Annotated in this window: 23 protein-coding genes; 14 read left to right on the top strand and 9 right to left on the bottom strand. The window is 74.6% G+C overall.

The features are described 5' to 3' along the window. Positions 1–48 precede the first annotated feature (48 nt). From ACSDG8_RS06130 to ACSDG8_RS06120, 3 genes are all read left to right on the top strand, one after another. On the top strand, positions 49–609 hold the full coding sequence (locus ACSDG8_RS06130; RefSeq protein WP_043325006.1) for an HIT family protein: 561 nt from the start codon (positions 49–51) through the stop codon (positions 607–609). A gap of 32 nt (positions 610–641) precedes the next feature. Continuing rightward, a complete protein-coding gene (locus tag ACSDG8_RS06125; protein ID WP_210894851.1) occupies positions 642–1,325 on the top strand; it encodes a CG0192-related protein in 684 nt (227 codons plus the stop codon). 258 nt (positions 1,326–1,583) lie between these two features. Further along, positions 1,584–2,585, top strand: coding sequence for an aldo/keto reductase (locus ACSDG8_RS06120; protein WP_210895004.1), 1,002 nt, complete (start codon positions 1,584–1,586; stop codon positions 2,583–2,585). Positions 2,586–2,824: 239 nt separating this feature from the next. Here the strand turns inward: ACSDG8_RS06120 and ACSDG8_RS06115 are convergent, their stop codons facing one another. Then, positions 2,825–4,981 (bottom strand): elongation factor G-like protein EF-G2, encoded by a 2,157-nt coding sequence (locus ACSDG8_RS06115; RefSeq protein ID WP_210894850.1) that lies wholly within the window; start codon positions 4,979–4,981, stop codon positions 2,825–2,827. 252 nt (positions 4,982–5,233) lie between these two features. On the opposite strand from ACSDG8_RS06115, the gene pgsA reads away from it, so the two are divergent. The 6 genes from pgsA (at position 5,234) to pdxT (ending at position 10,258) form a co-directional block, all read left to right on the top strand. Next, positions 5,234–5,854, top strand: coding sequence for a phosphatidylinositol phosphate synthase (gene pgsA / locus ACSDG8_RS06110; RefSeq protein WP_210942917.1), 621 nt, complete (start codon positions 5,234–5,236; stop codon positions 5,852–5,854). After that, positions 5,851–6,783 (top strand): phosphatidylinositol mannoside acyltransferase, encoded by a 933-nt coding sequence (locus tag ACSDG8_RS06105; RefSeq protein WP_210894848.1) that lies wholly within the window; start codon positions 5,851–5,853, stop codon positions 6,781–6,783. The genes pgsA and ACSDG8_RS06105 overlap by 4 nt, the downstream gene beginning before the upstream one ends. Positions 6,784–6,794: 11 nt before the next feature. Then, positions 6,795–7,955 (top strand): glycosyltransferase family 4 protein, encoded by a 1,161-nt coding sequence (locus ACSDG8_RS06100; protein WP_210894847.1) that lies wholly within the window; start codon positions 6,795–6,797, stop codon positions 7,953–7,955. A gap of 83 nt (positions 7,956–8,038) precedes the next feature. Next, positions 8,039–8,542 carry a hypothetical protein gene (locus ACSDG8_RS06095; protein WP_210895003.1) on the top strand — a complete coding sequence of 168 codons (504 nt, stop codon included), beginning with the start codon at positions 8,039–8,041 and terminating at the stop codon, positions 8,540–8,542. Between the two features lie 125 nt (positions 8,543–8,667). Beyond that, entirely contained in the window at positions 8,668–9,579 is a 912-nt protein-coding gene (pdxS, locus tag ACSDG8_RS06090; protein WP_210894846.1) for a pyridoxal 5'-phosphate synthase lyase subunit PdxS, read from the top strand. A 73-nt stretch (positions 9,580–9,652) separates the two neighbouring features. After that, a complete protein-coding gene (pdxT, locus tag ACSDG8_RS06085) occupies positions 9,653–10,258 on the top strand; it encodes a pyridoxal 5'-phosphate synthase glutaminase subunit PdxT (protein ID WP_210894845.1) in 606 nt (201 codons plus the stop codon). A 21-nt stretch (positions 10,259–10,279) separates the two neighbouring features. Here the strand turns inward: pdxT and ACSDG8_RS06080 are convergent, their stop codons facing one another. Next, a complete protein-coding gene (locus ACSDG8_RS06080) occupies positions 10,280–11,134 on the bottom strand; it encodes a helix-turn-helix transcriptional regulator (RefSeq protein WP_210894844.1) in 855 nt (284 codons plus the stop codon). A gap of 102 nt (positions 11,135–11,236) precedes the next feature. Between ACSDG8_RS06080 and ACSDG8_RS06075 the strand changes: the two genes are divergently transcribed. The 3 genes from ACSDG8_RS06075 (at position 11,237) to ACSDG8_RS06065 (ending at position 13,198) form a co-directional block, all read left to right on the top strand. Then, positions 11,237–11,923 carry an NADPH-dependent FMN reductase gene (locus tag ACSDG8_RS06075; RefSeq protein ID WP_210894843.1) on the top strand — a complete coding sequence of 229 codons (687 nt, stop codon included), beginning with the start codon at positions 11,237–11,239 and terminating at the stop codon, positions 11,921–11,923. After that, the gene (locus ACSDG8_RS06070) at positions 11,920–12,222 is read left to right on the top strand and encodes a hypothetical protein (protein WP_210894842.1); all 303 of its coding nucleotides are present in this window, start codon (positions 11,920–11,922) and stop codon (positions 12,220–12,222) included. The genes ACSDG8_RS06075 and ACSDG8_RS06070 overlap by 4 nt, the downstream gene beginning before the upstream one ends. A 226-nt stretch (positions 12,223–12,448) precedes the next feature. After that, positions 12,449–13,198 carry a YebC/PmpR family DNA-binding transcriptional regulator gene (locus ACSDG8_RS06065; protein ID WP_210894841.1) on the top strand — a complete coding sequence of 250 codons (750 nt, stop codon included), beginning with the start codon at positions 12,449–12,451 and terminating at the stop codon, positions 13,196–13,198. A 67-nt stretch (positions 13,199–13,265) separates the two neighbouring features. Here ACSDG8_RS06065 and ACSDG8_RS06060 read toward each other — a convergent pair whose 3' ends face one another. The 4 genes from ACSDG8_RS06060 to ACSDG8_RS06045 all read right to left on the bottom strand — a co-directional run bounded on the left by ACSDG8_RS06060 (position 13,266) and on the right by ACSDG8_RS06045 (position 17,262). After that, the gene (locus ACSDG8_RS06060) at positions 13,266–14,327 is read right to left on the bottom strand and encodes an ABC transporter permease (RefSeq protein ID WP_439427730.1); all 1,062 of its coding nucleotides are present in this window, start codon (positions 14,325–14,327) and stop codon (positions 13,266–13,268) included. Further along, complete coding sequence (locus ACSDG8_RS06055; protein WP_174537326.1) at positions 14,324–15,217, bottom strand: ABC transporter ATP-binding protein; 894 nt, start codon at positions 15,215–15,217, stop codon at positions 14,324–14,326. Before ACSDG8_RS06055 ends, ACSDG8_RS06060 begins: the two co-directional genes overlap by 4 nt. Positions 15,218–15,298: 81 nt before the next feature. Continuing rightward, a complete protein-coding gene (locus ACSDG8_RS06050) occupies positions 15,299–15,976 on the bottom strand; it encodes a response regulator (protein ID WP_073827628.1) in 678 nt (225 codons plus the stop codon). Then, positions 15,973–17,262: a sensor histidine kinase gene (locus tag ACSDG8_RS06045; RefSeq protein ID WP_210894838.1), complete on the bottom strand. Its 1,290-nt coding sequence runs from the start codon at positions 17,260–17,262 to the stop codon at positions 15,973–15,975. The genes ACSDG8_RS06050 and ACSDG8_RS06045 overlap by 4 nt, the downstream gene beginning before the upstream one ends. A gap of 87 nt (positions 17,263–17,349) precedes the next feature. Here ACSDG8_RS06045 and ACSDG8_RS06040 point away from each other — a divergent pair, with 87 nt between their 5' ends. After that, the gene (locus ACSDG8_RS06040; protein ID WP_210894837.1) at positions 17,350–17,910 is read left to right on the top strand and encodes a GNAT family N-acetyltransferase; all 561 of its coding nucleotides are present in this window, start codon (positions 17,350–17,352) and stop codon (positions 17,908–17,910) included. 51 nt (positions 17,911–17,961) lie between these two features. Here ACSDG8_RS06040 and ACSDG8_RS06035 read toward each other — a convergent pair whose 3' ends face one another. Continuing rightward, complete coding sequence (locus ACSDG8_RS06035) at positions 17,962–18,543, bottom strand: hypothetical protein (protein WP_210894836.1); 582 nt, start codon at positions 18,541–18,543, stop codon at positions 17,962–17,964. 81 nt (positions 18,544–18,624) lie between these two features. On the opposite strand from ACSDG8_RS06035, the gene ACSDG8_RS06030 reads away from it, so the two are divergent. Further along, positions 18,625–20,016 (top strand): serine/threonine-protein kinase, encoded by a 1,392-nt coding sequence (locus tag ACSDG8_RS06030; protein WP_307871177.1) that lies wholly within the window; start codon positions 18,625–18,627, stop codon positions 20,014–20,016. A gap of 9 nt (positions 20,017–20,025) precedes the next feature. Here the strand turns inward: ACSDG8_RS06030 and ACSDG8_RS06025 are convergent, their stop codons facing one another. Further along, complete coding sequence (locus ACSDG8_RS06025; protein ID WP_210894835.1) at positions 20,026–20,574, bottom strand: hypothetical protein; 549 nt, start codon at positions 20,572–20,574, stop codon at positions 20,026–20,028. Next, the gene (locus ACSDG8_RS06020) at positions 20,567–21,106 is read right to left on the bottom strand and encodes an RNA polymerase sigma factor (RefSeq protein WP_210894834.1); all 540 of its coding nucleotides are present in this window, start codon (positions 21,104–21,106) and stop codon (positions 20,567–20,569) included. Before ACSDG8_RS06020 ends, ACSDG8_RS06025 begins: the two co-directional genes overlap by 8 nt. Positions 21,107–21,173 lie beyond the last annotated feature (67 nt).

The following is a 21,173-nucleotide window of genomic DNA, read 5'->3' as shown; positions in this document are numbered from 1 at the left end:
GGCGGCGCGGTTCGGCGGCGGCCCGGGCCGGATCGTAGGATCGCCGGTGTGACAGGGGCGGAGCGGGACACCGGGTACGGCGGCGACAACGGTCTGGCGGACGGGCTGGACCGGCTCTGGACGCCGCACCGGATGACCTACATCTCCGGCGAGGACCGGCCCGAGGGCGGGTACGAGAAGCCGGCCGGCTGCCCGTTCTGCCTCGCGCCGGGGCTGCCGGCCGAGGAGAGCCTGGTGGTGGCCCGCGGTGAGCACGTCTTCGCGGTGCTCAACCTCTACCCGTACAACCCCGGGCACCTGCTGGTCTGCCCCTACCGGCACGTGGCCGACTACACCGAGCTGGACGAGCCGGAGACGGTCGAGCTGGCCGCGTTCACCAAGGCCGCCATGCGGGTCGTCCGGCACGTCTCCAGCGCGCACGGCTTCAACCTCGGCATGAACCAGGGCGGCGTGGCCGGCGCGGGCATCGCCGCGCACCTGCACCAGCACGTGGTGCCGCGCTGGGGCGGCGACGCCAACTTCATGCCCGTGATCGGCCGCACCAAGGTGCTGCCCCAGCTCCTCGCCGACACCCGGGAGCTGCTGGCCAAGGCGTGGGCGGCGGCCTGACGGCGGCCCGCCCCGACAGTACGATCTCGCGCATGGCTCTCCTGCACCGCGCGGAACTGCGCCCCTCGAAACTGGAACTGCTCGCCGGTTGGCTGCCCGGCCGGCAGTGGTTCGCCGGCGAGGCGGGCGCGCCGGTCAGCCGCGTCGCGGCGTACCGCTTCGACGACCCGGCCGGTGAGGTCGGCGTCGAGACGCTGCTCGTGCGCGCCGGCGACGGCCCGGTGCTCCAGGTGCCGCTGACCTACCGGGGCGCGCCGCTGGCCGGGGCCGACGAGCATCTGGTGGGCGTCATCGAGCACTCGGTGCTCGGCCGCCGCTGGGCGTACGACGCCTGCGGCGACCCGGTGTACCCGCCGCTGCTGGCCGCTGCCGTGCTCGCCGACGCCGGGCAGGCCGAGGAGTACTTCGAGGTCGACGGGAAGCGGGAGGCGCGCCCGGCGAGCATGACGCTGTCGGGCAGCCGTACCGGCCGTCCCGTGCCGACGGGTCCGGTTTTGGTCGGCGCGGTTTCGGCTGGTCCGGGTTCGGCTGGTCCGGTTGACGGCGGCGCGGGTTCGGCTGGTCCGGGTGACGGCGGCGTGGCGGTGGTCCGGGTGGGGGACGTCGAGCTGGCGGTCATCCGGCGGCCCGTACCGGCCGACGTTCCGGCGGCGGGCGGCCTCGCCGGCACCTGGCCGGGTCAGGACGAGCCGGTACTGCTGGCCTACGCGCGCTGACGGCTCGCCGGCTTTCCTCCTCGGGGGACCGGATCGAAGGGACGACCTCGGACCGATATGCCTCAGAGGCATATTCATGACTCTGAGGCATATCGCGTTCACCGCGACCGCCCACCGCCTGGGGTCACGGTGCGTGATCGGGACCCTACTCAGGAGCCAGGAACCGGCCCGCGGTCGCCGGGAAGATGACAGGATGCGGCGGTGGCAGTCGACAAGCGACAGTTGGGGCGCAGCGGCATCGAGGTGAGCGCCCTCGGCATGGGGTGCTGGGCGATCGGCGGCCCCTGGGCCGAGGGCGCACGCCCGCTGGGCTGGGGTCAGGTCGACGACGACGAGTCGGTACGTGCGATCCGCCGCGCGCTCGACCTCGGCGTCACACTGTTCGACACCGCCGACACGTACGGCGCCGGGCACGGCGAGCGGGTGCTCGGCCGGGCGCTCGCCGGCCGGCGCGACGAGGCCGTGATCGCCACGAAGTTCGGCTACACGTTCGACGAGAGCGCCCGGCAGGCCACCGGGGAGAACGCCTCGCCGCACTACCTGCGCCGGGCGGTGACCGACTCGCTGCGCCGGCTCGGCACCGACCACATCGACCTCTACCAACTGCACCTCGGCGACCTGCCGCTGCCCCGGGCCGAGGCGCTCATCGGCACGCTCGCCGACCTGATGGACGACGGCCTGATCAGCGCGTACGGGTGGAGCACCGACCGGGCCGACCGGGCCGCCGCCTTCGCGCAGGTCGCCCGCGGCGCCGCCGCCGTGCAGCACGCGCTGTCGGTGCTCCGGGACGCCCCGGCCATGCTCGACGCGTGCGACAAGCACGACCTGGCCAGCCTGGCCCGCGGGCCGCTCGGAATGGGACTGCTCACCGGCAAGTACACGCCGGAGTCGACGCTTCCCCGCGACGACGTACGCGGACTCGGGCCGACCTGGCTGGAGTGGTTCCGCAGCGGCCGGCCCGCACCGGAGTGGCTGCGCCGGGTCGCCGCCGTCCGCGACGCGCTCACCGCCGACGGCCGTACGCTCGCGCAGGGCGCAATCGGGTGGATCTGGGCGCGCAGCGACCGCGCAGTGCCGATCCCCGGTGCCCGTACCGTCGCCCAGGTCGAGGAGAACGCGGCAGCGCTGAGCTGGGGACCGCTCGCCCCGGACCACTTCGCCGAGGTGGAGCGGCAGCTCGCGGCGGTACGCTCGGCCGCCCTCCGGGACGCCGACCGCCCGTACTGGCCGATGCCCCCGGTCCCCGCCGTCCGCCCCTGACATCACACGTCCCCGCCCGAGCCGACCGCTCCCGCCCAGCGAGATCCGTCTCCCGGCTCCTGAGACGCTGCACCGCTGAGCTGGGGACCGCTCGCCCCGGCCCACTCTCGTCGATCTTGCGGTTGCGGCCCGGATCGCGCCGGAAATGACCGCTTTGCGGGGGCCGCAAGTGCAAGATCGCGGGGGCCGGGCGGAGGGCGCGGCGGCGGGGAGGGGAGAGGGGCGGGAGGGGGCGAGGGTCAGTGGGTGGTGGACTCCTTGCGGGCCTGGTCGGCCAAGTGCGTGGGCATGGGCTCGTGGCGGGCGAACTCGCGGCGGAACGTGCCCGTGCCCGCAGTCATCGAGCGCAGCTCGACCGCGTATCGCAGCAACTCCGTCGCGGGCACCTCGGCGCGAACCAGCGTGCGGCCCTCGGCCTCCGGGTCCGGCTCGGTGCCGAGCACCCGGCCGCGCCGCCCGGACAGGTCGCCCATCACCGCGCCGACCGACGAGTCCGGCACCCACACGGTGATCTCGTCGACCGGCTCCAGCAGCGTCGGCTGGCCCTTCTCGGCGGCGTCACGCAGCGCCAGGGCGCCCGCGGTCTGGAACGCCGCGTCGGAGGAGTCGACGCTGTGCGCCTTCCCGTCGACGAGTGTCACCCGCAGGTCCACCACCGGGCAGCCGGCGACCAGGCCGCGTTCCATCTGCGCCCGTACACCCTTCTCCACCGACGGGATGTAGTTGTGCGGGACCGCGCCGCCGACCACCCGGTCGACGAACTCGAAGCCGGCGCCCCGGGGCAGCGGCTCCACCTCGATGTCGCAGACCGCGTACTGGCCGTGGCCGCCGGACTGCTTGACGTGCCGGCCGTGCCCGCGCGCGGCGGCGGTGAACGTCTCGCGCAGCGCCACCCGGACCGGCTCGGTGTCCAGCTCGACCCCGCCGCCGCGCAGCCGGTCGAGCACCACGTCGGCGTGCGCCTCGCCCATGCACCAGAGCACCAGCTGGTGGGTCTCCGCGTTGCGTTCCAGCCGCAGCGTCGGGTCACCGGCGACCAACCGGGACAGGTTGCGCGCCAGCGCGTCCTCGTCGGCCCGGCTGCGCGCCACGATCGCCACCGGCAGCAGCGGCTCGGGCATCTCCCAGGGCGCGACGAGCAGCGGCTCGTCCTTGGCCGAGATGGTGTCGCCGGTCTCCGCGCTGCCCGACTTGGTGATCGCGCAGAGGTCGCCCGCGACGCAGGCGGCCACCTCGCGCAGCGTCGCGCCCAGCGGGGTGTAGACGTGCCCGACCCGCTCGTCGGCGTCGTGGTCGGGGTGGCCGCGTTCGGCCATGCCGTGACCCGACACGTGGATGACCTGGTCGGGGCGGAGCGTGCCGGAGAAGACCCGGACCAGCGAGACCCGCCCGACGTGCCGGTCGACAGTCGTCTTGACCACCTCGGCGACGAGCGGGCCGTCCGGGTCGCAGGTCAGCGGCGGACGGGGTGAGCCGTCCACGCCGGTGACCGCGGGCAGGTCGTGCTCCAGCGGGGACGGGAACGCCGCGACCAGGCCGTCGAGCAGCGCGTCCAGGCCGACGCCGGTCTCCGCGCAGACCGGCACCACCGGGTAGAAGTGGCCGCGGGCGACGGCCGTCTCCAGGTCGGTGATGAGCACCTCGGGGTCGATCTCCTCGCCGCCGAGGTAGCGGTCCATCAGGGTCTCGTCCTCGCTCTCCGCGATGATCCCCTCGATCAGCTCGTCGCGGGACTCCTGGATGGCCGGCAGGTGCTCCGGGTCCGGCTCGCGTACCTCCGGCGGCAGCCCGGCGGAGTAGTCGTACACCCGGCGGGTGATCAGGCCCATCAGGCCGGCCACCGACTCGCCGTCGTCGCCGAGCATGGGCAGGTAGAGCGGGAGCACGTTGTCGCCGAAGACCCGCTGGCACAGCGCCACCGCCTCGTCGAAGTCGGCGCGCGGGTGGTCCAGCCGGGAGACCGCCACCGCGCGCGGCATGTCGACGGCGGCGCACTCCTCCCAGAGGGCGGCGGTGGCGGCGTCCATGCCGTCGACGGCGGAGACCACGAACAGCGCCGCGTCGGCGGCGCGCAGCCCGGCGCGCAGCTCGCCGACGAAGTCGCCGTAGCCCGGCGTGTCCAGCAGGTTGACCTTGACGTCGCGGTGCACGAGCGGCGCGCAGGCCAGGCTCACCGAGCGCTGCTGGCGTACGGCGGCGGGGTCGTGGTCGCAGACCGTGGTGCCCTCGGTGACGGCGCCGGCGCGGCTGATCGTGCCGCTGGCCGCCAGCAGCGCCTCGACGAGAGTCGTCTTGCCGGCGCCGGAGTGCCCGACGAGCACCACGTTGCGAACCCTGCCGGGCTCGGTCACCACCGGCGCGCCGCCGGTGACACCCTTCTCGTTCTTCTGCGCCATCGCGGCGCACCTCCCTCAACCGGTGGTGGTGGCGACCGCCGCGGGCGACGGGGGAGCGGACCCGGGACGGGCGCCGCGGCGATATCTTCCGGTGATCTCCTGTTGGCCGGGAACGCGGACCGGTGATCCGGTGAGCTGGCTCACCTCCTGGCTCGATCTCACACCCGCGCGGGTGCGGGCACAAGGGCCGTCGGGCGGGTCGTACGCCCGGCTGTGTCCCCGGCGGTTGCGGGCCGTTATCGTGGGACCGCCATGGCGAAGATCTTCCAAGTGACGGCCCGCGCGGGCATGACCCGCGTCGTGGAGCCGATCGCCCGTACGCTGCTGCGTGCGGGCGTGTCCCCCAATGCGGTCACCGTGACCGGCACCGTCGGCGTGCTCGTCGGCGCGCTCGGCTTCGGCGCGCGCGGCCATCTGGTCGCCGGCGCGCTGATCGTCACGGTCTTCGCTCTCACCGACCTGCTCGACGGCACGATGGCGCGGATGAGCGGCGGGTCCACCCGGTTCGGGGCGTTCCTTGACTCGAGCATGGACCGGGTCGCCGACAGCGCGGTGTTCGGCGCGGTCGCGTACTGGCTGGCCACCGAGCACGACTACTCGGGCGTGGCGGCGGCGCTGATCTGCCTGGCCGCGGGCGGGCTGGTCTCGTACGTCAAGGCCCGCGCCGAGGGCCTCGGGATGACCTGCAACGTGGGCATCGCCGAGCGCACCGAGCGGCTGCTCATCGTCGGCGTCGGCGGCCTGCTCACCGGCCTCGGCGTACCGCTCGCGCTGGAGATCGCGCTCTGGCTGCTCGCCGCCGTCTCGATCTTCACCGTCGGGCAGCGGATGGCCCACGTGTACCGCCAGGCCCAGCGGGTCGGCGTCGAGTGAACCTCACCGAGGCGGGCTTCGTCGCGGGCTGGCGCCTGATCCGCGCCCTGCCCCGGCCCGTCGCGGCCGCGGTCTTCCGGGCGGGCGCCGACCGCGCCCACCGCAAGGACGGCGGGGGTACGCGCCGGTTGCGCGCCAACCTGCGCCGGGTGGTCGGCCCGGAACTGCCCGACGCGGAGCTGGACGCGCTGGTGCGCGAGGGCTTGCGCTCGTACGCCCGCTACTGGATGGAGGCGTTCCGGCTGCCCGGCCTGAGCCGGGCGGAGATCCTCGCCGGGTTCCGCCTGGACGGGCAGGAGATGCTGGCCGCCGACGTGGCGGCCGGGCGGGGCGCCGTGGTGGCGCTGCCGCACGCCGGGAACTGGGACGCGGCCGGCGCCTGGGTGGCGGCCACCGGCTGGCCGATGACCACGGTGGCGGAGCGGCTCCCGAAGGGCGTCTACGAGCGGTTCGTGACGTTCCGGGAAGGGCTGGGGATGGAGATCCTGCCCAACACCGGCGGTCCGCGGCCCGCGTTCGACGTGCTGGTGGACCGGCTGCGCGCCGGTTACGTGGTGCCGCTGCTCGCCGACCGGGACCTGTCGGCCCGGGGCGTCGAGGTCGACTTCTTCGGCGCGCGTACCCGGATGCCGGCCGGCCCGGCGCTGCTGGCCATCCGCACCGGCGCGCCGCTCTACGTGGCCTCGATGTGGTACGAGCCGGACGCGGCGTGCGCCTCGATCGACGGCCCGCTGCCGCTGCCGGACCCGGACAGCGCCCCGCTGGACGCGCGGGTCCGCCTGGTGACGCAGCGGATTGCCGACGGTCTGGCGGCGGGCATCGCCCGGCATCCGCAAGACTGGCACATGTTGCAGCGGATGTGGCTGGACCAGGGCCGGGACGGTACGCCCACGCCGGCGCAGCCGCCGGCCACCACCGGGACGGTCTAGGGGAGGGCGCAGTGCGTATCGGCATCGTGTGCCCGTACTCGTTCGACGTGCCGGGCGGGGTGCAGAACCACGTCATGGACCTGGCCGAGGCGCTGCTCGGGCTCGGCCACGAGGTGAGCGTGCTGGCGCCGGCCGACGAGGACTCGGCGCTGCCGCCGTACGTGGTGTCGGCCGGCCGGGCGGTGCCGCTGCCGTACAACGGGTCGGTGGCCCGGATCGCGTTCGGCCCGGTCTCCACCGCCCGGGTGCGGCGCTGGATCACCCGGGGCGACTTCGACGTGCTGCACGTGCACGAGCCGCTCACCCCGAGCCTGTCGATGCTGGCGGTGCTCTGCGCCCGCGGCCCGGTGGTGGCCACCTTCCACACCGCGATGACCCGCTCCCGGGTGCTGTCGGCAGCGCAGGGTGTGCTCCAGATCCTGCTGGAGCGGATCACCGCCCGGATCGCGGTGAGCGCGCTGGCCCGCAAGGTGCAGGTCGAGCACATGGACGGCGGCGCGGTGGAGATCCCCAACGGGGTGGCGGTGGCGAAGTTCGCCGGGGTGCCGCCGCTGCCGGGCTGGCCGGGGGAGTGCGCCCCGGGCACCGGGGGCACGCTGGGCTTCCTGGGCCGGTTCACCGAGCCGCGCAAGGGCTTCCCGATCCTGCGCGACGCGTTCGTCGCGCTCGCCCCGCGGCGTCCCGGGCTGCGGCTCCTGGTCGCCGGGCCGGGCGACGCCGACGAGCTGTACGGGCGGTTCCCGGCCGACCTGCGGGACCGGGTCACGTTCCTCGGCCTGGTCTCCGAGGCGGACAAGGCACGCATGCTGCGCAGCGTGCACCTGTACGTCGCACCGAACACCGGCGGGGAATCATTCGGGATGATCCTCACCGAGGCGCTCGCCGCCGGGACGACAGTGGTCGCCAGCGACCTGGACGCGTTCCGCCGGGTGCTCGACGGCGGCCGGGCCGGGCGGCTGTTCCCGACCGGCGACGCGGTCGCGCTGGGCGACGCGCTGTCCGAGCTGCTGGACGACGCCGGCCTGCGGGCCGGGCTGACCGCCTGCGGCGACCAGGTGGTGGCGAATTTCGACTGGCCCGTGGTTGCCCGCCGCGTTCTGGAGGTATACGCAGCCGCGATCGAGGCCACCGACGGCCGGGTCATGGACCAGGAGTGGGCGGGACTGGGCTGACCGCGGTGGCCGCTGCGGCCGCTGTGACGAGCGCGTCGACCGGTGCCCCGCGCCGGGCGGGCGGGATGAGGAGCAGCACTACGATGCCGGGCATGTGGTGGGTGGTGGGCGCGGTCGGTGTGCTCGGGCTGGTCTCGGCGTACCTGATCTGGACCGCCGGCCGGGTGCAGCGGCTTCAGGTCCGCGCGGACTCGGCGGCCCGCGCGCTGGAGGCGCACCTGCTGCGCCGCGCGGCCGCCGCCGCGGTCCTGGCCGAGCAGCGGTACGGCGTGGAGCTGTACGCGGCCGCCCGGATCGCGCTCGACGCCGTCCCGGAGGAGCGCGAGGCGGCCGAGAACGACCTGACCCGGCAGTTGCGGGCGGTGCGGCTGGACCCGGACGATCCGGGCTGCGCGACGGTGATCGCGGCGAGCCGCCGGCTGGCGCTGGCCCGGCAGGTGCACACCGACCTGGTCCGCGACGCCCGCTCGGCGCGCAGCCGCCCGGTGGTGCGGCTGTTCCGGATGGGACGGGGGCGGGAGTGGCCCCGCTACTTCGACATCGACGACCCCACGCTGGCCTCCCCGGCGGACGTGACCACCGGCTGACCGGCGGTCGTGACCGGGACCACACGGCAGGCCACCGGGGGTTCGATTGGCGCTCGGAGCGGCGTCGGGACGGTCGTAGCATTCCTGCGCAGTCACCTCCCGAGCACGCCGAGGAGCGATGTCCCGTGTCTGAGTCCGCAACCCCGAGCCCCGCCACCGCCGTCGGCACCGCCCGCGTCAAGCGCGGCATGGCCGAGATGCTCAAGGGCGGTGTGATCATGGACGTGGTCACCGCCGAGCAGGCGAAGATCGCCGAGGACGCCGGAGCGGTGGCCGTGATGGCGCTGGAGCGGGTGCCGGCCGACATCCGCGCGCAGGGCGGCGTGTCCCGGATGAGCGACCCGGACATGATCGACGGCATCATCCAGGCGGTCTCGATCCCGGTGATGGCCAAGGCCCGCATCGGTCACTTCGTGGAGGCGCAGATCCTCCAGGCGCTCGGCGTCGACTACGTCGACGAGTCCGAGGTGCTGACCCCGGCCGACTACGCGAACCACATCGACAAGTGGGCGTTCACCGTCCCGTTCGTGTGCGGGGCGACGAACCTGGGCGAGGCGCTGCGCCGGATCACCGAGGGCGCGGCCATGATCCGCTCGAAGGGTGAGGCGGGCACCGGAGACGTCTCCAACGCCACCACCCACATGCGGAAGATCCGGCAGGAGATCCGCCGGCTCCAGACGCTGCCCGAGGACGAGCTGTACGTCGCGGCCAAGGAGCTGCAGGCCCCGTACGAGCTGGTCAAGGAGGTCGCCGAGCAGGGCAAGCTGCCGGTCGTGCTGTTCACCGCCGGCGGCATCGCGACCCCCGCCGACGCGGCCATGATGATGCAGCTCGGCGCCGAGGGCGTCTTCGTCGGCTCGGGCATCTTCAAGTCCGGCAACCCGGCGCAGCGGGCCGCCGCGATCGTCAAGGCGACCACGTTCCACGACGACCCGGACGTGCTGGCCAAGGTCTCGCGCGGGCTCGGCGAGGCGATGGTCGGCATCAACGTCGACGAGATCCCCCAGCCGCACCGCCTCGCCGAGCGCGGCTGGTGAGTGCAAGGAAGGGCCCCCTGTTAACGCCTGCGGTAGAGGCCGGGCCCCCTTTTAACACCCCGGAGGGAGCATCGTGGCCGTACCGGTGATCGGCGTGCTCGCGCTCCAGGGCGACGTACGCGAGCACATCGCGGCGCTGACCGGCGCGGGCGCCGAGGCCCGGCCGGTGCGGCGCCCGGGCGAGCTGGACGCGGTCGACGCGCTCGTGGTGCCCGGCGGCGAGTCGACCACGATCAGCAAGCTGGTGGACATTTTCGAGATGCGCAAGCCGATCGACAAGCGGATCGCCGCCGGCATGCCGGTCTACGGCTCCTGCGCCGGCATGATCATGCTGGCCGCGCAGGTGCTGGACGGCCGCCCCGACCAGCGCGGTTTCGCCGGCGTCGACATGACGGTGCGGCGCAACGCGTTCGGCCGTCAGGTCGACTCGTTCGAGGCGCCGGTGAGCGTCACCGGCGTCGACGGTGGCCCGTTCCACGCCGTGTTCATCAGGGCGCCCTGGGTCGAGCGCGTCGGCCCGGACGTCGAGGTGCTCGGCCGGGTGACCGGCGGCCCGGCCGCGGACCGGATCGTCGCGGTACGGCAGGGCAACCTGCTGGCCACCTCGTTCCACCCGGAACTCACCGGCGACCTGCGCCTGCACCGCCACTTCGTGGAGCTGGTCCGGGCCGGGTCCTGATCGGACGACGCGCCCGGGCCGTCAGCCGGCGACGGCGCGCAGCTGACCGGGCCGCCGGCCGAGCAGCCGGTCCAGGGCGGACGCGGAGGCCGCGTCGGCGGGCAGGTGGACGACGATGCGCTGGTGCGCGGTGTCGGCCAGCTCCAGCGTCTCGTAGGCCAGCCGCAACGGACCGGCCTGCGGGTGTCGTAGCCCGCGCACGCCGGTAGGCGGCGCGGCCACCGGACGCCTCCGCCACCGCTCGGTGAACGGCGCGCCCACGGTACGGCCCAGCCGCTCGGCGAAAGCGTCCGCGACCGGGTCGCCCCGCCGCAGCCGGTGCAGCTCGGCGACCTGCTGGTCGGCCAGCTCCGCCCACTGCGGGAAGTGGTCGCGGGCACGCTCGTCGGCGAAGGTGAACCAGAGCAGGTTCGGCGGGCTGCCGTCGAGCAGACCGAGCGGCCGGCCCAGCCGGTCGAACGCGTCGTTCCAGGCCAGCACGTCGCTGAGCTGGTTGACGACGTACGCCGGGGTGTCCCGCAGCCCGTCGAGAACGGCCCGGACCGTCGGGCGGACGGCGCGGGCGACGGACGTCCGTTCGTGCGGGCACAGGTGCCGGCTGTGGCCGACGGTCGAGAGCTGGTGCAGGTGGTCCCGGTCGGCTTCGTCGAGGAGCAGGGCGTCGGCGAGCGCCGCGAGGATCTCCGGCGAGGGCCGGGTGTCGCGCCCCTGTTCCAGCCGGGTCAGGTACTCGACGCTGACCTGGGCCAGCGTCGCCAGCTCCGCCCGGCGCAGACCGGGCGTGCGGCGGCGCGGACCCGACGGAAGCCCCACGTCGGCCGGGCGCAGCGCCTCGCGGCGGCTGCGCAGGAACGCCCCCAGCTCGCCGTCCATCATCGGCCCAGTCTCGCACCGGCGGCGGGCCGCCGGGTGGCCCCGGCAGGGCCAGCCTCGCGCCGGTCTCCCGGTCCGGCGGCGGCCGGGCCGACGATTCCCGGCATGAGAACGACACAGAGGACAGGACCGATACGGATCGGTCTGATCGTGGGAAGCACCCGTCCCGGCCGGCGTGGCGCCGCCGTCGCCGACTGGGCCGCGCAGGTGTGCTCCCGGCACTCGGCGGTGCGCGCCGGGTCGGCCGTGATCGAAGTGATCGATCTGGCGGAGCAGGCGTTACCGCTGCTCGACGAGCCGGTGCCGGCGATGTTCGGTGACTACCGGCAGCCGCACACCCGACGCTGGAGCGCGATCGTGGCCTCCTGCGACGCGTTCGTCTTCGTCACCCCGGAGTACAACCATTCGGTCCCCGCCGCGCTGAAGAACGCCGTCGACTACCTGTACGCGGAGTGGAACGACAAGGTGGCCGGGCTGCTCGGCTACGGCGTGCAGGGCGGCGTCCGGGCCACCGACCACCTGCGGCTCGTCCTGGCCGAGGTGCGCGTGGCGGTCGTGCCCACGCAGGTCTCCGTCCCGATCTTCACCGACTTCGACTTCTCCGGGTCGGATCCCGGCGATCCCACCGCGCCTGGCGTCCTGTCGCCCGGCGAGGAGCGGGACGCGTCGTTGTCGGCCATGCTGACCGAGGTCCTGACCTGGTCCGCGGCCCTGCCCGCGCCGTGGCGGGCCGCGGGCCGGGGGCCGGCGGGCGTCCCGGGCGCCGAGGGCAGCCCGGAGCTGGTGGGATGACCGTGGAGATGATCCTGATCCGCTACCGGGTCCGCCCGGAGCGCCTGACCGAGCACCTGCGCCTGCTGCGCGCCGTCCACGACGAGCTGGCCCGGCTGCGGCCGTCCGGTTTCCGCTACGTCTCCTACCGGCTCGACGACGAACGCAGCTTCGTCGAGGTGGCCACCGCGCCGGAGCTGCCCGGGCCGCTGCCGCAGCTGGAGTCGTTCCGGCGTTTCCGGGCGGGTCTGGAGGAGCGCTGCGAGGAACGCGAGACGTTCGAGCCGACGGTGGCGCTGTCGTACGGATTCGGAGAATGAGTGACCGGCCCGTCCTGGTTGTGCCGGTTCGGGCGGCCTGGGGCGGGCCGGTGCCGTGCGGCGCGTGACAGTCGCCCGCCCGCCGCCGGTAGGATTGCCGAGATTCGGCAGGGCCATCAGCCCGCCGGTTCCCAGCGAAGATCACAGCACCTCGACGTGCGCCGGCGGGGGAGCGGGCGTGTGCGGTGCGGTCGATGCAGACGGCGGGCAGCAACGGAGGTAACAGATGTCCGGCCACTCAAAGTGGGCGACGACCAAGCACAAGAAGGCGGTCATCGACGCCAAGCGCGGCAAGATGTTCGCCAAGCTGATCAAGAACGTCGAGGTGGCCGCACGTACCGGCGGCGGCGACCCGGCCGGCAACCCGACTCTCTACGACGCCATCCAGAAGGCGAAGAAGAACTCGGTTCCGAACGACAACATCGACCGCGCGGTCAAGCGCGGCTCCGGCCTGGAGGCCGGCGGCGCCGACTGGCAGACGATCATGTACGAGGGTTACGGCCCGAACGGCGTGGCGATGCTGATCGAGTGCCTCACCGACAACCGCAACCGTGCCGCCACCGAGGTGCGTACCGCGCTGACCCGCAACGGCGGCTCGCTGGCCGACGCGGGCTCGGTGTCGTACATGTTCTCCCGCAAGGGCGTGGTGATCGTCCCCAAGTCCGGCACCAGCGAGGACGACGTGATGATGGCCGTGCTCGACGCGGGCGCGGAGGAGGTCAACGACCTCGACGAGGCGTACGAGGTGGTCTCCGAGCCGGGCGACCTGGTCGCGGTCCGCACCGCGCTGCAGGACGCCGGCATCGAGTACGAGTCGGCCGAGTCCTCCCTCATCCCCAGCGTGAACGTGCCGCTGGACGAGGAGGGCGCGCGCAAGATCTTCAAGCTGATCGACGTGCTGGAGGACTGCGACGACGTGCAGAACGTCTACGCCAACTTCGACGTCTCCGACGAGGTGATGGCCGCGGTCGGCTGACCCCGGCCCGACGTGCCGAGCGCCGGCCCCCCGCTGCGGGGTGGCCGGCGCTCGGCGTTTCGCACGGTCAGCCGATCGGCTCGCGGTGGCGCCACGCGGCCCGCACCGAGGTCCGCCCGTTGGTGCGCAGCAGCGAGCCCTCGTAGATGCGGGCCCCGGCGAGCAGGAACCCGGCCGCCGCGAGCAGCAGCAGCGCCAGCGACACGAACGGCTCCCACGCCGCCACGTCGCCGGTGAACAGCCGTACCGGCATCGCGGTCGGCGAGGAGATCGGCAGGTACGACAGGATCCGCATCGCGGTGGCGTTGTCGTTGAGGAACACCACCGCGAAGAACGGCGCCATCACCGCGAGCTGCACCGGGGTGGACGCCCCGGCGATGTCCTCCTGCCGGTTCACCAGCGCCCCGGCGGCCGCCCACATGGCCGCCAGCAGCAGGAAGCCGCACAGGAAGAACGGCACGAACCAGCCGATCGCGGGCGCGATCAGGCTCAGCAGGTCACCGCCGTCGGTCACGCGCATCCCGATCAGCGCGGCGGCCGCGATCAGGGTGATCTGTCCCAGCGCCAGCGCGCCCGCGGCGAGGATCTTGCCGGCCAGCAGCGCCCGGGCCGGCACGGCGGCCACCAGGATCTCCACGATCCGGGTCTGCTTCTCCTCGGTGACGCTCTGCGCGATCTGCAACCCGAACGTCTGGGACATGAAGAAGAAGACGAACGCGAAGGCGAACGGCACCAGGTAGGCGGTCAGCGGGTCCACCGCGTCCGGGTCCAGCAGCTTCACCTGCGGCGCCGCGCTGAGCGCGGTGACCACGTCGTCCGGGGCCCGCTCGTCGGCGACCACGACCGGACCGGTGACCACCGCGGCGTCCGCGTCGCCGTCGCGTACCGCCTGCTCGGCGGCGCCGTCGTCGGCCACCACGAGGACGTCCAGCCCGGCCGCGCGCAGCGGCTCGGCGCCGGCCGCGGTCACCGCCACGGTGGACGGGCCGCTGCTCAGCATCGCCGGCACCACTGTGGCGACGACGGCGAGCAGCAGGAAGATCAGCGTGCTGTAGAGGAACGTCTTGTCGCGGACCTTGACCCTGATCTCGCGGGCCGCGATCAGCCGGGTGGCCTGGAACGTGTTCACTGGTTGACCTCTCGGAAGATCTCGGCGAGGGACGGGGTGACCGGGCCGAACGCGCGCACCGGGCCGCGCTCCAGCGCCGCGCGCAGCACCGCCTGGTCGTCGGCGGGCGGGTCCACCTCGAACACGGCGCGGGCGCCGTCGAGGTCGACCAGCCGCACGCCGGGCTGGTCCCGCAGCCAACCGGCGTCGCCGTCGACCACGAGCGAGAACCGGGGCAGGGTGTACGCGGCGCGCAGCTCCTCGCGAGCGCCGGCGGCCCGGATCGTCCCGCCGGCGATGAGCACCAGGTCGTCGCAGAGCCGTTCCACCACGTCGAGCTGGTGGCTGGAGAACAGCACCGGCGCTCCGGCGGCGGCGCGTTCCCGCAGCACCGCCACCACCATGTCGACGGCGAGCGGGTCGAGCCCGGAGAACGGCTCGTCCAGGATCAGCACCTCCGGGTCGTGCACCAGCGCGGCGGCGATCTGCGCGCGCTGCTGGTTGCCCAGCGACAGCGTCTCCAGCAGGTCGTCGGCGCGCTCGCCGAGACCGACCCGTTCCAGCAGCGCGTCGGTGCGGCGGCGGGCTCCGGCGGCGTCCAGCCCGTACAGGCGGCCGAGGTGGACCACCTGCTCGCGGGGCGTCATCTTCGGGTAGAGGCCGCGTTCCTCGGGCATGTAGCCGAACCGGCTCCGGTCCTCCCGGGTGAGCCGGTGTCCCCGCCACGTGACCTGCCCGGCGTCCGGTGCGAGGACGCCGAGGATGATCCGCATGGTGGTGGTCTTGCCGGCGCCGTTGCCGCCGACGAATCCGGTCATGCGCCCGGCGGTCACGTCGAAGGAGACGTCTTTGAGCACTTGACGGCCGCCGAAGCTGCGGTCGACGCCGTCGAGGCGGAGCACGCTGGTCATGATCCCGACGCTACGGCCGGCGCCCGCCCCCGTCGTCCCACCGCGGGACGATCGTCTTGTCCGTCGTGCGACGGACAGGCGTCATCCGCCCGGTCGCACCACCCCGTGCTCGTACGCGAACACCACCGCCTGCACCCGGTCGCGCAGCCCGAGCTTGGCCAGCACCCGGCTGACGTGGGTCTTCACCGTCGCCTCGCCGACGCGCAGGACGTCAGCGATCTCGGCGTTGCTCGCACCGCTCGCGACCAGCTCCAGCACCTCCCGCTCGCGCGGGGTCAGGTCCGCCGTCGCCGCGTCGTGCCGGGGGTCCGGCGGCGCCGCGCCGGGCCGGGCGAACGTGGAGATGACCCGCCGGGTGAGCGCCGGCGCGATCAGCCCTTCGCCGCGCGCCACCACCCGCACCGCCTCGACCAGGTCCTCCGGCGTGCCGTTCTTGAGCAGGAAGCCGCTCGCCCCGGCGCGCAGCGCGGCGAACAGGTAGTCGTCCCTGTCGAACGTGGTGAGGATGAGCACCGCCGGGCCGCCCGGCGTCGTGTCGCCGGTGATCCGGCGGGTGGCCTCCAGCCCGTCGAGGACGGGCATCTCCACGTCCATCAGCACCACGTCCGGCCGCAGCGCGGACGCCATCGACACGGCGCGCTGCCCGTCGGCGGCCTCGCCAACCACCTCGATGTCGTCCTCGACTTCGAGGATGACCCGGAAACCGGTCCGGACCAGGTGCTGGTCGTCGACGAGCAGCACCCGCACCGGCGCGCTCACGCCGCCCGCCCGGCGGCCTCGACCGGCAGCGGCATGCGGGCCCGGACCCGGAACCCGCCCCCGGGCCGTGGCCCGGCCTCCACCTCACCGCCGTGGGTGGCGACCCGTTCCCGCATGCCGATCAGGCCGAGCCCGGTCCCGGCCGCCGGCGCGCCGCCCTGTCCGTCGTCGCTCACGTCGATCTCCAGTTCCCTCGCCAGATAGCGGATGCGCACGTCGAGCGTGGTGGCGTGGGCGTGCTTGACCACGTTCGTCACCGCCTCCTGCACGATCCGGTACGCCGCCTGCGACACCGAGCGCGGCAGCGGCACGGGCTCCCCGTACACCCCGAGGTCGGCCCGCAGCCCGGTCTCCCGGGCCCGGTCGACGAGCGCCCGGACCTGGTCGATGCCGGCGGTGTCCTCCGGCGCGGTGACCGCGCCGGCCGCGGCGTCCGGGTCGCGCAGCACGCCGAGCATCCGGCGCAGCTCGTCGACCGAGGTGCGGGCCGTCTCCTCGATGGCGGCCAGTGCGGTACGCGCCTTGTCCCGGTCGCGGTCGAACACGCGCCGGCACGCGGCGGCCTGCACGCCCATCACCGACACGTGGTGGGCGACCACGTCGTGCAGCTCGCGGGCGATGCGGACCCGCTCGCCCATCACCGCGCGCTCGCGCGCCTCCGCCTGGGACCGGCGCAGTTGCTCGGCCTGCTCACGCAGCTCGTACCGGCGACGCGCGGCCACCCAGGCGGTCTGCCCGGAGTAGTAGGCGAACCCGAAGAACAGCACGTTGTAGAGCACGCCGTTGACCACGGCGGCGAGCACCGGCGGCACCGGGCCGGCGGCGTCGGCGAAGGAGGCAGCGGAGATCTGGTCGGCGCGCAGCGCGAGGGACAGCCAGAGCCAGGCGAACATCGCGACGATGATGCCGGCCCGCAGCCGCCCGGCCAGCCGCCGGTCGGTGCCCCACGCGCCGAGCGTGAACAGGGCGGCGAACAGCGCGCCCGACGGGAGCTGCGCCAGCGGGACCGCCCGGGCCTGCCCGGCGACGAAGGCGACGGCGACGATCACCGCGACGGTGGCGGGCCAGCGCCGCCGTACGGCCAGCGGGGCGGTCACCGCGACGGTCCACCACACCTGCTCGGCGACGCTCGGCGGCGGCCCGAGCAGGAAGGCCCCGGTGCTGTACGCCAGGGTCAGCTCGAACAGGGCCAGCACGGTGACCGCGAGCCCGACCCAGAGGTCGGCGCGGTACTGCGCGGCCGTGGGAGCCGGCCGGCGCCAGGCGGTGGTGGGTGCGGTGCTCACCGTACGACCATGCCACCGACCTGGCCGCCGTGGTGGCCGGGGCGTAATCGGGTGGGCCGGACGACAGTGCCGACGTAGCCTGCCGGGGTGTTCGTGCCCGATCTGCCGTTGCGCACCGAGCGCCTGCTGCTGCGCGCCTTCACCGCCGGCGACCTGGCCGTGCTCCGGGACTACCGGGGCCGCCCGGAGGTCACCCGCTACCTCTACCACGAGCCGTACGACGACGCCGCCGCCCGGGACGCGATCGAGCGGATGGTCCGGCGGACCGCGCTGCGCGGCCCCGGCGATGTGCTCAACCTGGCGGTGACGCTGCCGGACACCGGCGAGTTCGTCGGTGACGTGCTGCTGAGCTGGACCAGCGGTGAGCACCGGCAGGGCGAGATCGGGTACGTGGCGCACCCGGCGCACACCGGCCGGGGGTACGTCACCGAGGCGGCCCGGGAGATGCTGCGGATCGGCTTCGACGGGCTGGGCCTGCACCGTGTCGTCGGCCGGCTGGACGCCCGCAACACCGCCTCGGCCCGGGTGCTGGAGCGGCTCGGCATGCGCCGGGAGGCGCACCTGCGGGAGAACGAGTTCGTCAAGGGGGAGTGGACCGACGAGGTGGTCTACGCGCTGCTGGCCCGGGAGTGGCGGGCGGCTGCCTGAGCGCGGGCCCGGCGCAACGGCCGGGACCGCGTCCGGCGGGTTCCCGGTGACTCAGCAGCAGCAGCCCCGCCGGAACGACCGCTCGACGTACGACGCCAGACCGGCGGAGTAGAAGCCGACCCCGGGCCGGATCGGGTGGTCGCTGAACAGCTCGACCCGCGACCCGAACCGGACCAGGTAGGCGTCGGCGTCGCCCGCGTCGTTGCGGATCATGTGGCCGCGCGGTCCGTAGATGCGCTCCAGCTCGGCGAAGGACATCCCGACCGACCCGCCGGCCGGGGAGCGCGGCGGGGCGGTGGCCGTGCCCACCGACACGAGCCGGCCGTCCCGGAAGGTCAGCATGATCGCCCCGGCCCAGGAGCCGGTGACGCCGGCGTGCACGATTCCGGGGCATCCGGGCGCGGTCCAGTCGATCAGCCCGGCCGCGGTGAGCCGGTCCAGCCGGGCCCCGATCCGGAACGGGCCGGCGCCGCGGATGCTGAGCACCTCGTTCTCCGCGACAGCCGGCCGGACGGGCGCGACGTCGGCGGCGGCGAGCGCCGGCGCGGCGGCGGCCGGCGCTCCGGCGGTGACCGGCACGACGGCGGCCAGTGCCAGCAGGCCGGCGAGGACTGTGGACGGGATTCGGTTCATGGCGGTTCTCCTTCGATCGGGCTCTCCTGTCCTGTTGGTCTCCGGCCGGCCCGGTTCGGTTCGGGATCGTCTACCGTCGACGTGACGGTGATCGTGGCGGCGTCGGTGGAGGTGATGCCGATGACCACGCCGACGCGGATCGGGGCGTTCCGGGTGGAGCGCCTGCTCGGGGCGGGGTCCTTCGCCACGGTCTGGCTGGCCTACGACCCGGACCTCGCCGACCGGGTCGCGGTCAAGGTGCTGGCCGAGAACTGGAGCCACGACCTGCGGGTGCGGGAACGGTTCCTCGACGAGGCCCGGCTGCTGCGGCGGCTGGACGACGACCGCCTGGTCCGGGTGCATGGCGTCGGGGAACTGCCGGACGGGCGCCCGTACGCGGTGCTGGCCTGGGCGGACGGCGGCAGCCTCCGGGACCGGCTGGCGCGCGGCCCGCTGCCGGTGGGCCGGGCCCTGGCGGTGCTCGACGAGATCGCGGCGGGCGTGGCGGTGCTGCACCGGCACCGGGTGGTGCACCGTGACCTGACGCCGAGCAACGTCCTGTTCCACTCCGGCCCGGACGGTGAGCGGGTGCTCATCGCCGACCTGGGGCTGGCCAAGGCGCTCGCCTCCGCCTCCGGGCTCACCGCCCGGGCCGGGACGCCCGGCTACATGGCGCCGGAGCAGAACGAGCCGCTGGCGGTGGTCGACACCCGGGCCGACGTGTACGGGCTGGGCCGCCTGGGCCTGCGGCTGCTCGGCCGGGGCGGCCCGGCCGACGCGGAACCGGCCGCCTCGCGGCTGCGTGCCGGCGTGCCCGCCGGTGTGGACTCGGTGCTGCGGCGGGCCACCGCCGTACGCCCGGCCGACCGCTACCCGGACGCGGACGCGTTCCGGCAGGCGCTGCGACGCGCGGTGGACGGTGGGCCCGCGCTCGTGCGGACGCGGCGGGCGCCGCGCCCGGGCCGGCTGCTCGCCGGGGTCGCGGTGGCGCTCGCCGTCGCCGGTACGGGCGCGGGCGACACGGCCCGTCCCGCCGCGGCCGGAGAGGTGGGGCGCAGCGGCCCGCTGACTGTGGTCCTGCCGGCCGGCTGGCGGGCCGAGGGCACCGGCTGGGCGGGCCAGTACGGCGACGACGGTGACCTCGAACCGGCGCTGGTGATCTCCCCGGACCCGGGGAGCTGGGCGGTCGATCCGGCCCTGCCCGGGGCCTTCGTCGGCCTCTCCGCCGGCACGGCGCGTCGTACCGGCCCGGCGGGTTTCCTCGCCGAACGGCCGCACGCGGACTGCGCCGGGGCGCCGCAGCGGCACAGTCGCCAGGGCGGCGTCGAGTGGACGGTCGTCACGTTCACCTGCCCCACCGGCCGCCCGGTGATCGTCGAGGCCGCCGGGCTGGCCCCCGGCCGCGCCGGTCTGCTCTACGTCCAGCTCGTCCCGCCGGCGGGCGCGGGCGCGGACTTCGTCGACGGCGTGCTCGCCGGGGTGCGCGCCGGATAGCCGGCGCGGTCAGACCACCACGACCGTGATCGGGTACGCCTGGCCGTCCTGCGGAATGGTGACGACCACGGTCCCGGCGCGGACGAACCGGATGTCCACCACACCGGCCTCGTAGTTGCGCGAGACCAGGTCCTCCCGGTCCACTGTGACCTCGCCCGGCCCGATCCCCTGGATGCGCAACACCCCTCCGGCGGCGAAGCAGAGGGACTTCAGCAGCGCCAGTTCGGTCTCGGCGAGGACCAGGTCGTACCGGACCGGCCCGAGACAGGCGGCCGGGCGCGTGGTGCGTACCGCCGGGGTGGGCTTCGTGGTCCGGGGCGCGGCCGGTGGCCGGGACCGGACCGGCGGGTCCGGCGGCGTGGCGCGCGACGGCGCCGAGACCTCGCTGATCCCGGGCGTCGGAGTGGGCCCGGGCGGGGTCGGCGCGGCGGACGGCGCGACGCTGGCGACCGGCGGGCGGACCGGCAGCGGCGAGACCGGGCGGTCGGCGCAGGCGGGCGTTCCGGCGAGGACGGCGAGCGCGGCGACCACCGTGACGCGGCGAGGTGGCTCACGCATCGGACATCCGCCGCCGCAGCTGCCGGCGGGCCTCGTGGATGCGGGACTTCACGGTGCCCTCGGGCACGTCGAGCAGGCCGGAGATCTCCCGGTAGCTCATCCCGAGCACGTCGCGCAGCGTGACCGCCTCGGCGAGGTCCGGCGCGACCGCGTCGAGCGCGTCGAGCAGGTCGAGCCGGGTGCCGGCCACCACGCTGGTCCGGCGGGGGTCGGGCGGGTCCGGCAGCGGGACGCCGCCGGCCTCCCGCTGCCACCGCCGCCGCAGCGCGCGGTAGGTGGACCGGGCCCGGTTGGCGGTGATCCGGTACAGCCAGGTGTCGAACGACGAGCGACCCTCGAAACCGGCGATGCCGTGGGTGAGCGCGAGCAGCGTGTCCTGGCAGGCCTCCTCGGCGTCCTGCCGGTGGGGCAGCAGGCGGGCGCACTGGCGCAGCACGTCCGGCCGTACGGCGGCCAGCAGGGCGTCGAGTGCCTGCCGGTCGCCGCGCGCGGCCGAGCGGGCCAGCTCGTCCGTGCCGTCGGGGAGGGGCATCAGGGGTGTCCAGTGCTCGCCGGTGGTGCGGGAGACCAGGCTATGCCCGGGGTGGCCGCGCCGCCGC

Source organism: Micromonospora sp. LA-10 (genome assembly GCF_051853095.1).
GTDB lineage: Bacteria > Actinomycetota > Actinomycetes > Mycobacteriales > Micromonosporaceae > Micromonospora > Micromonospora echinospora_A.
The sequence above is the reverse complement of the archived record's forward strand: the minus strand, read 5'-3'. Positions and strand labels throughout refer to the sequence as shown.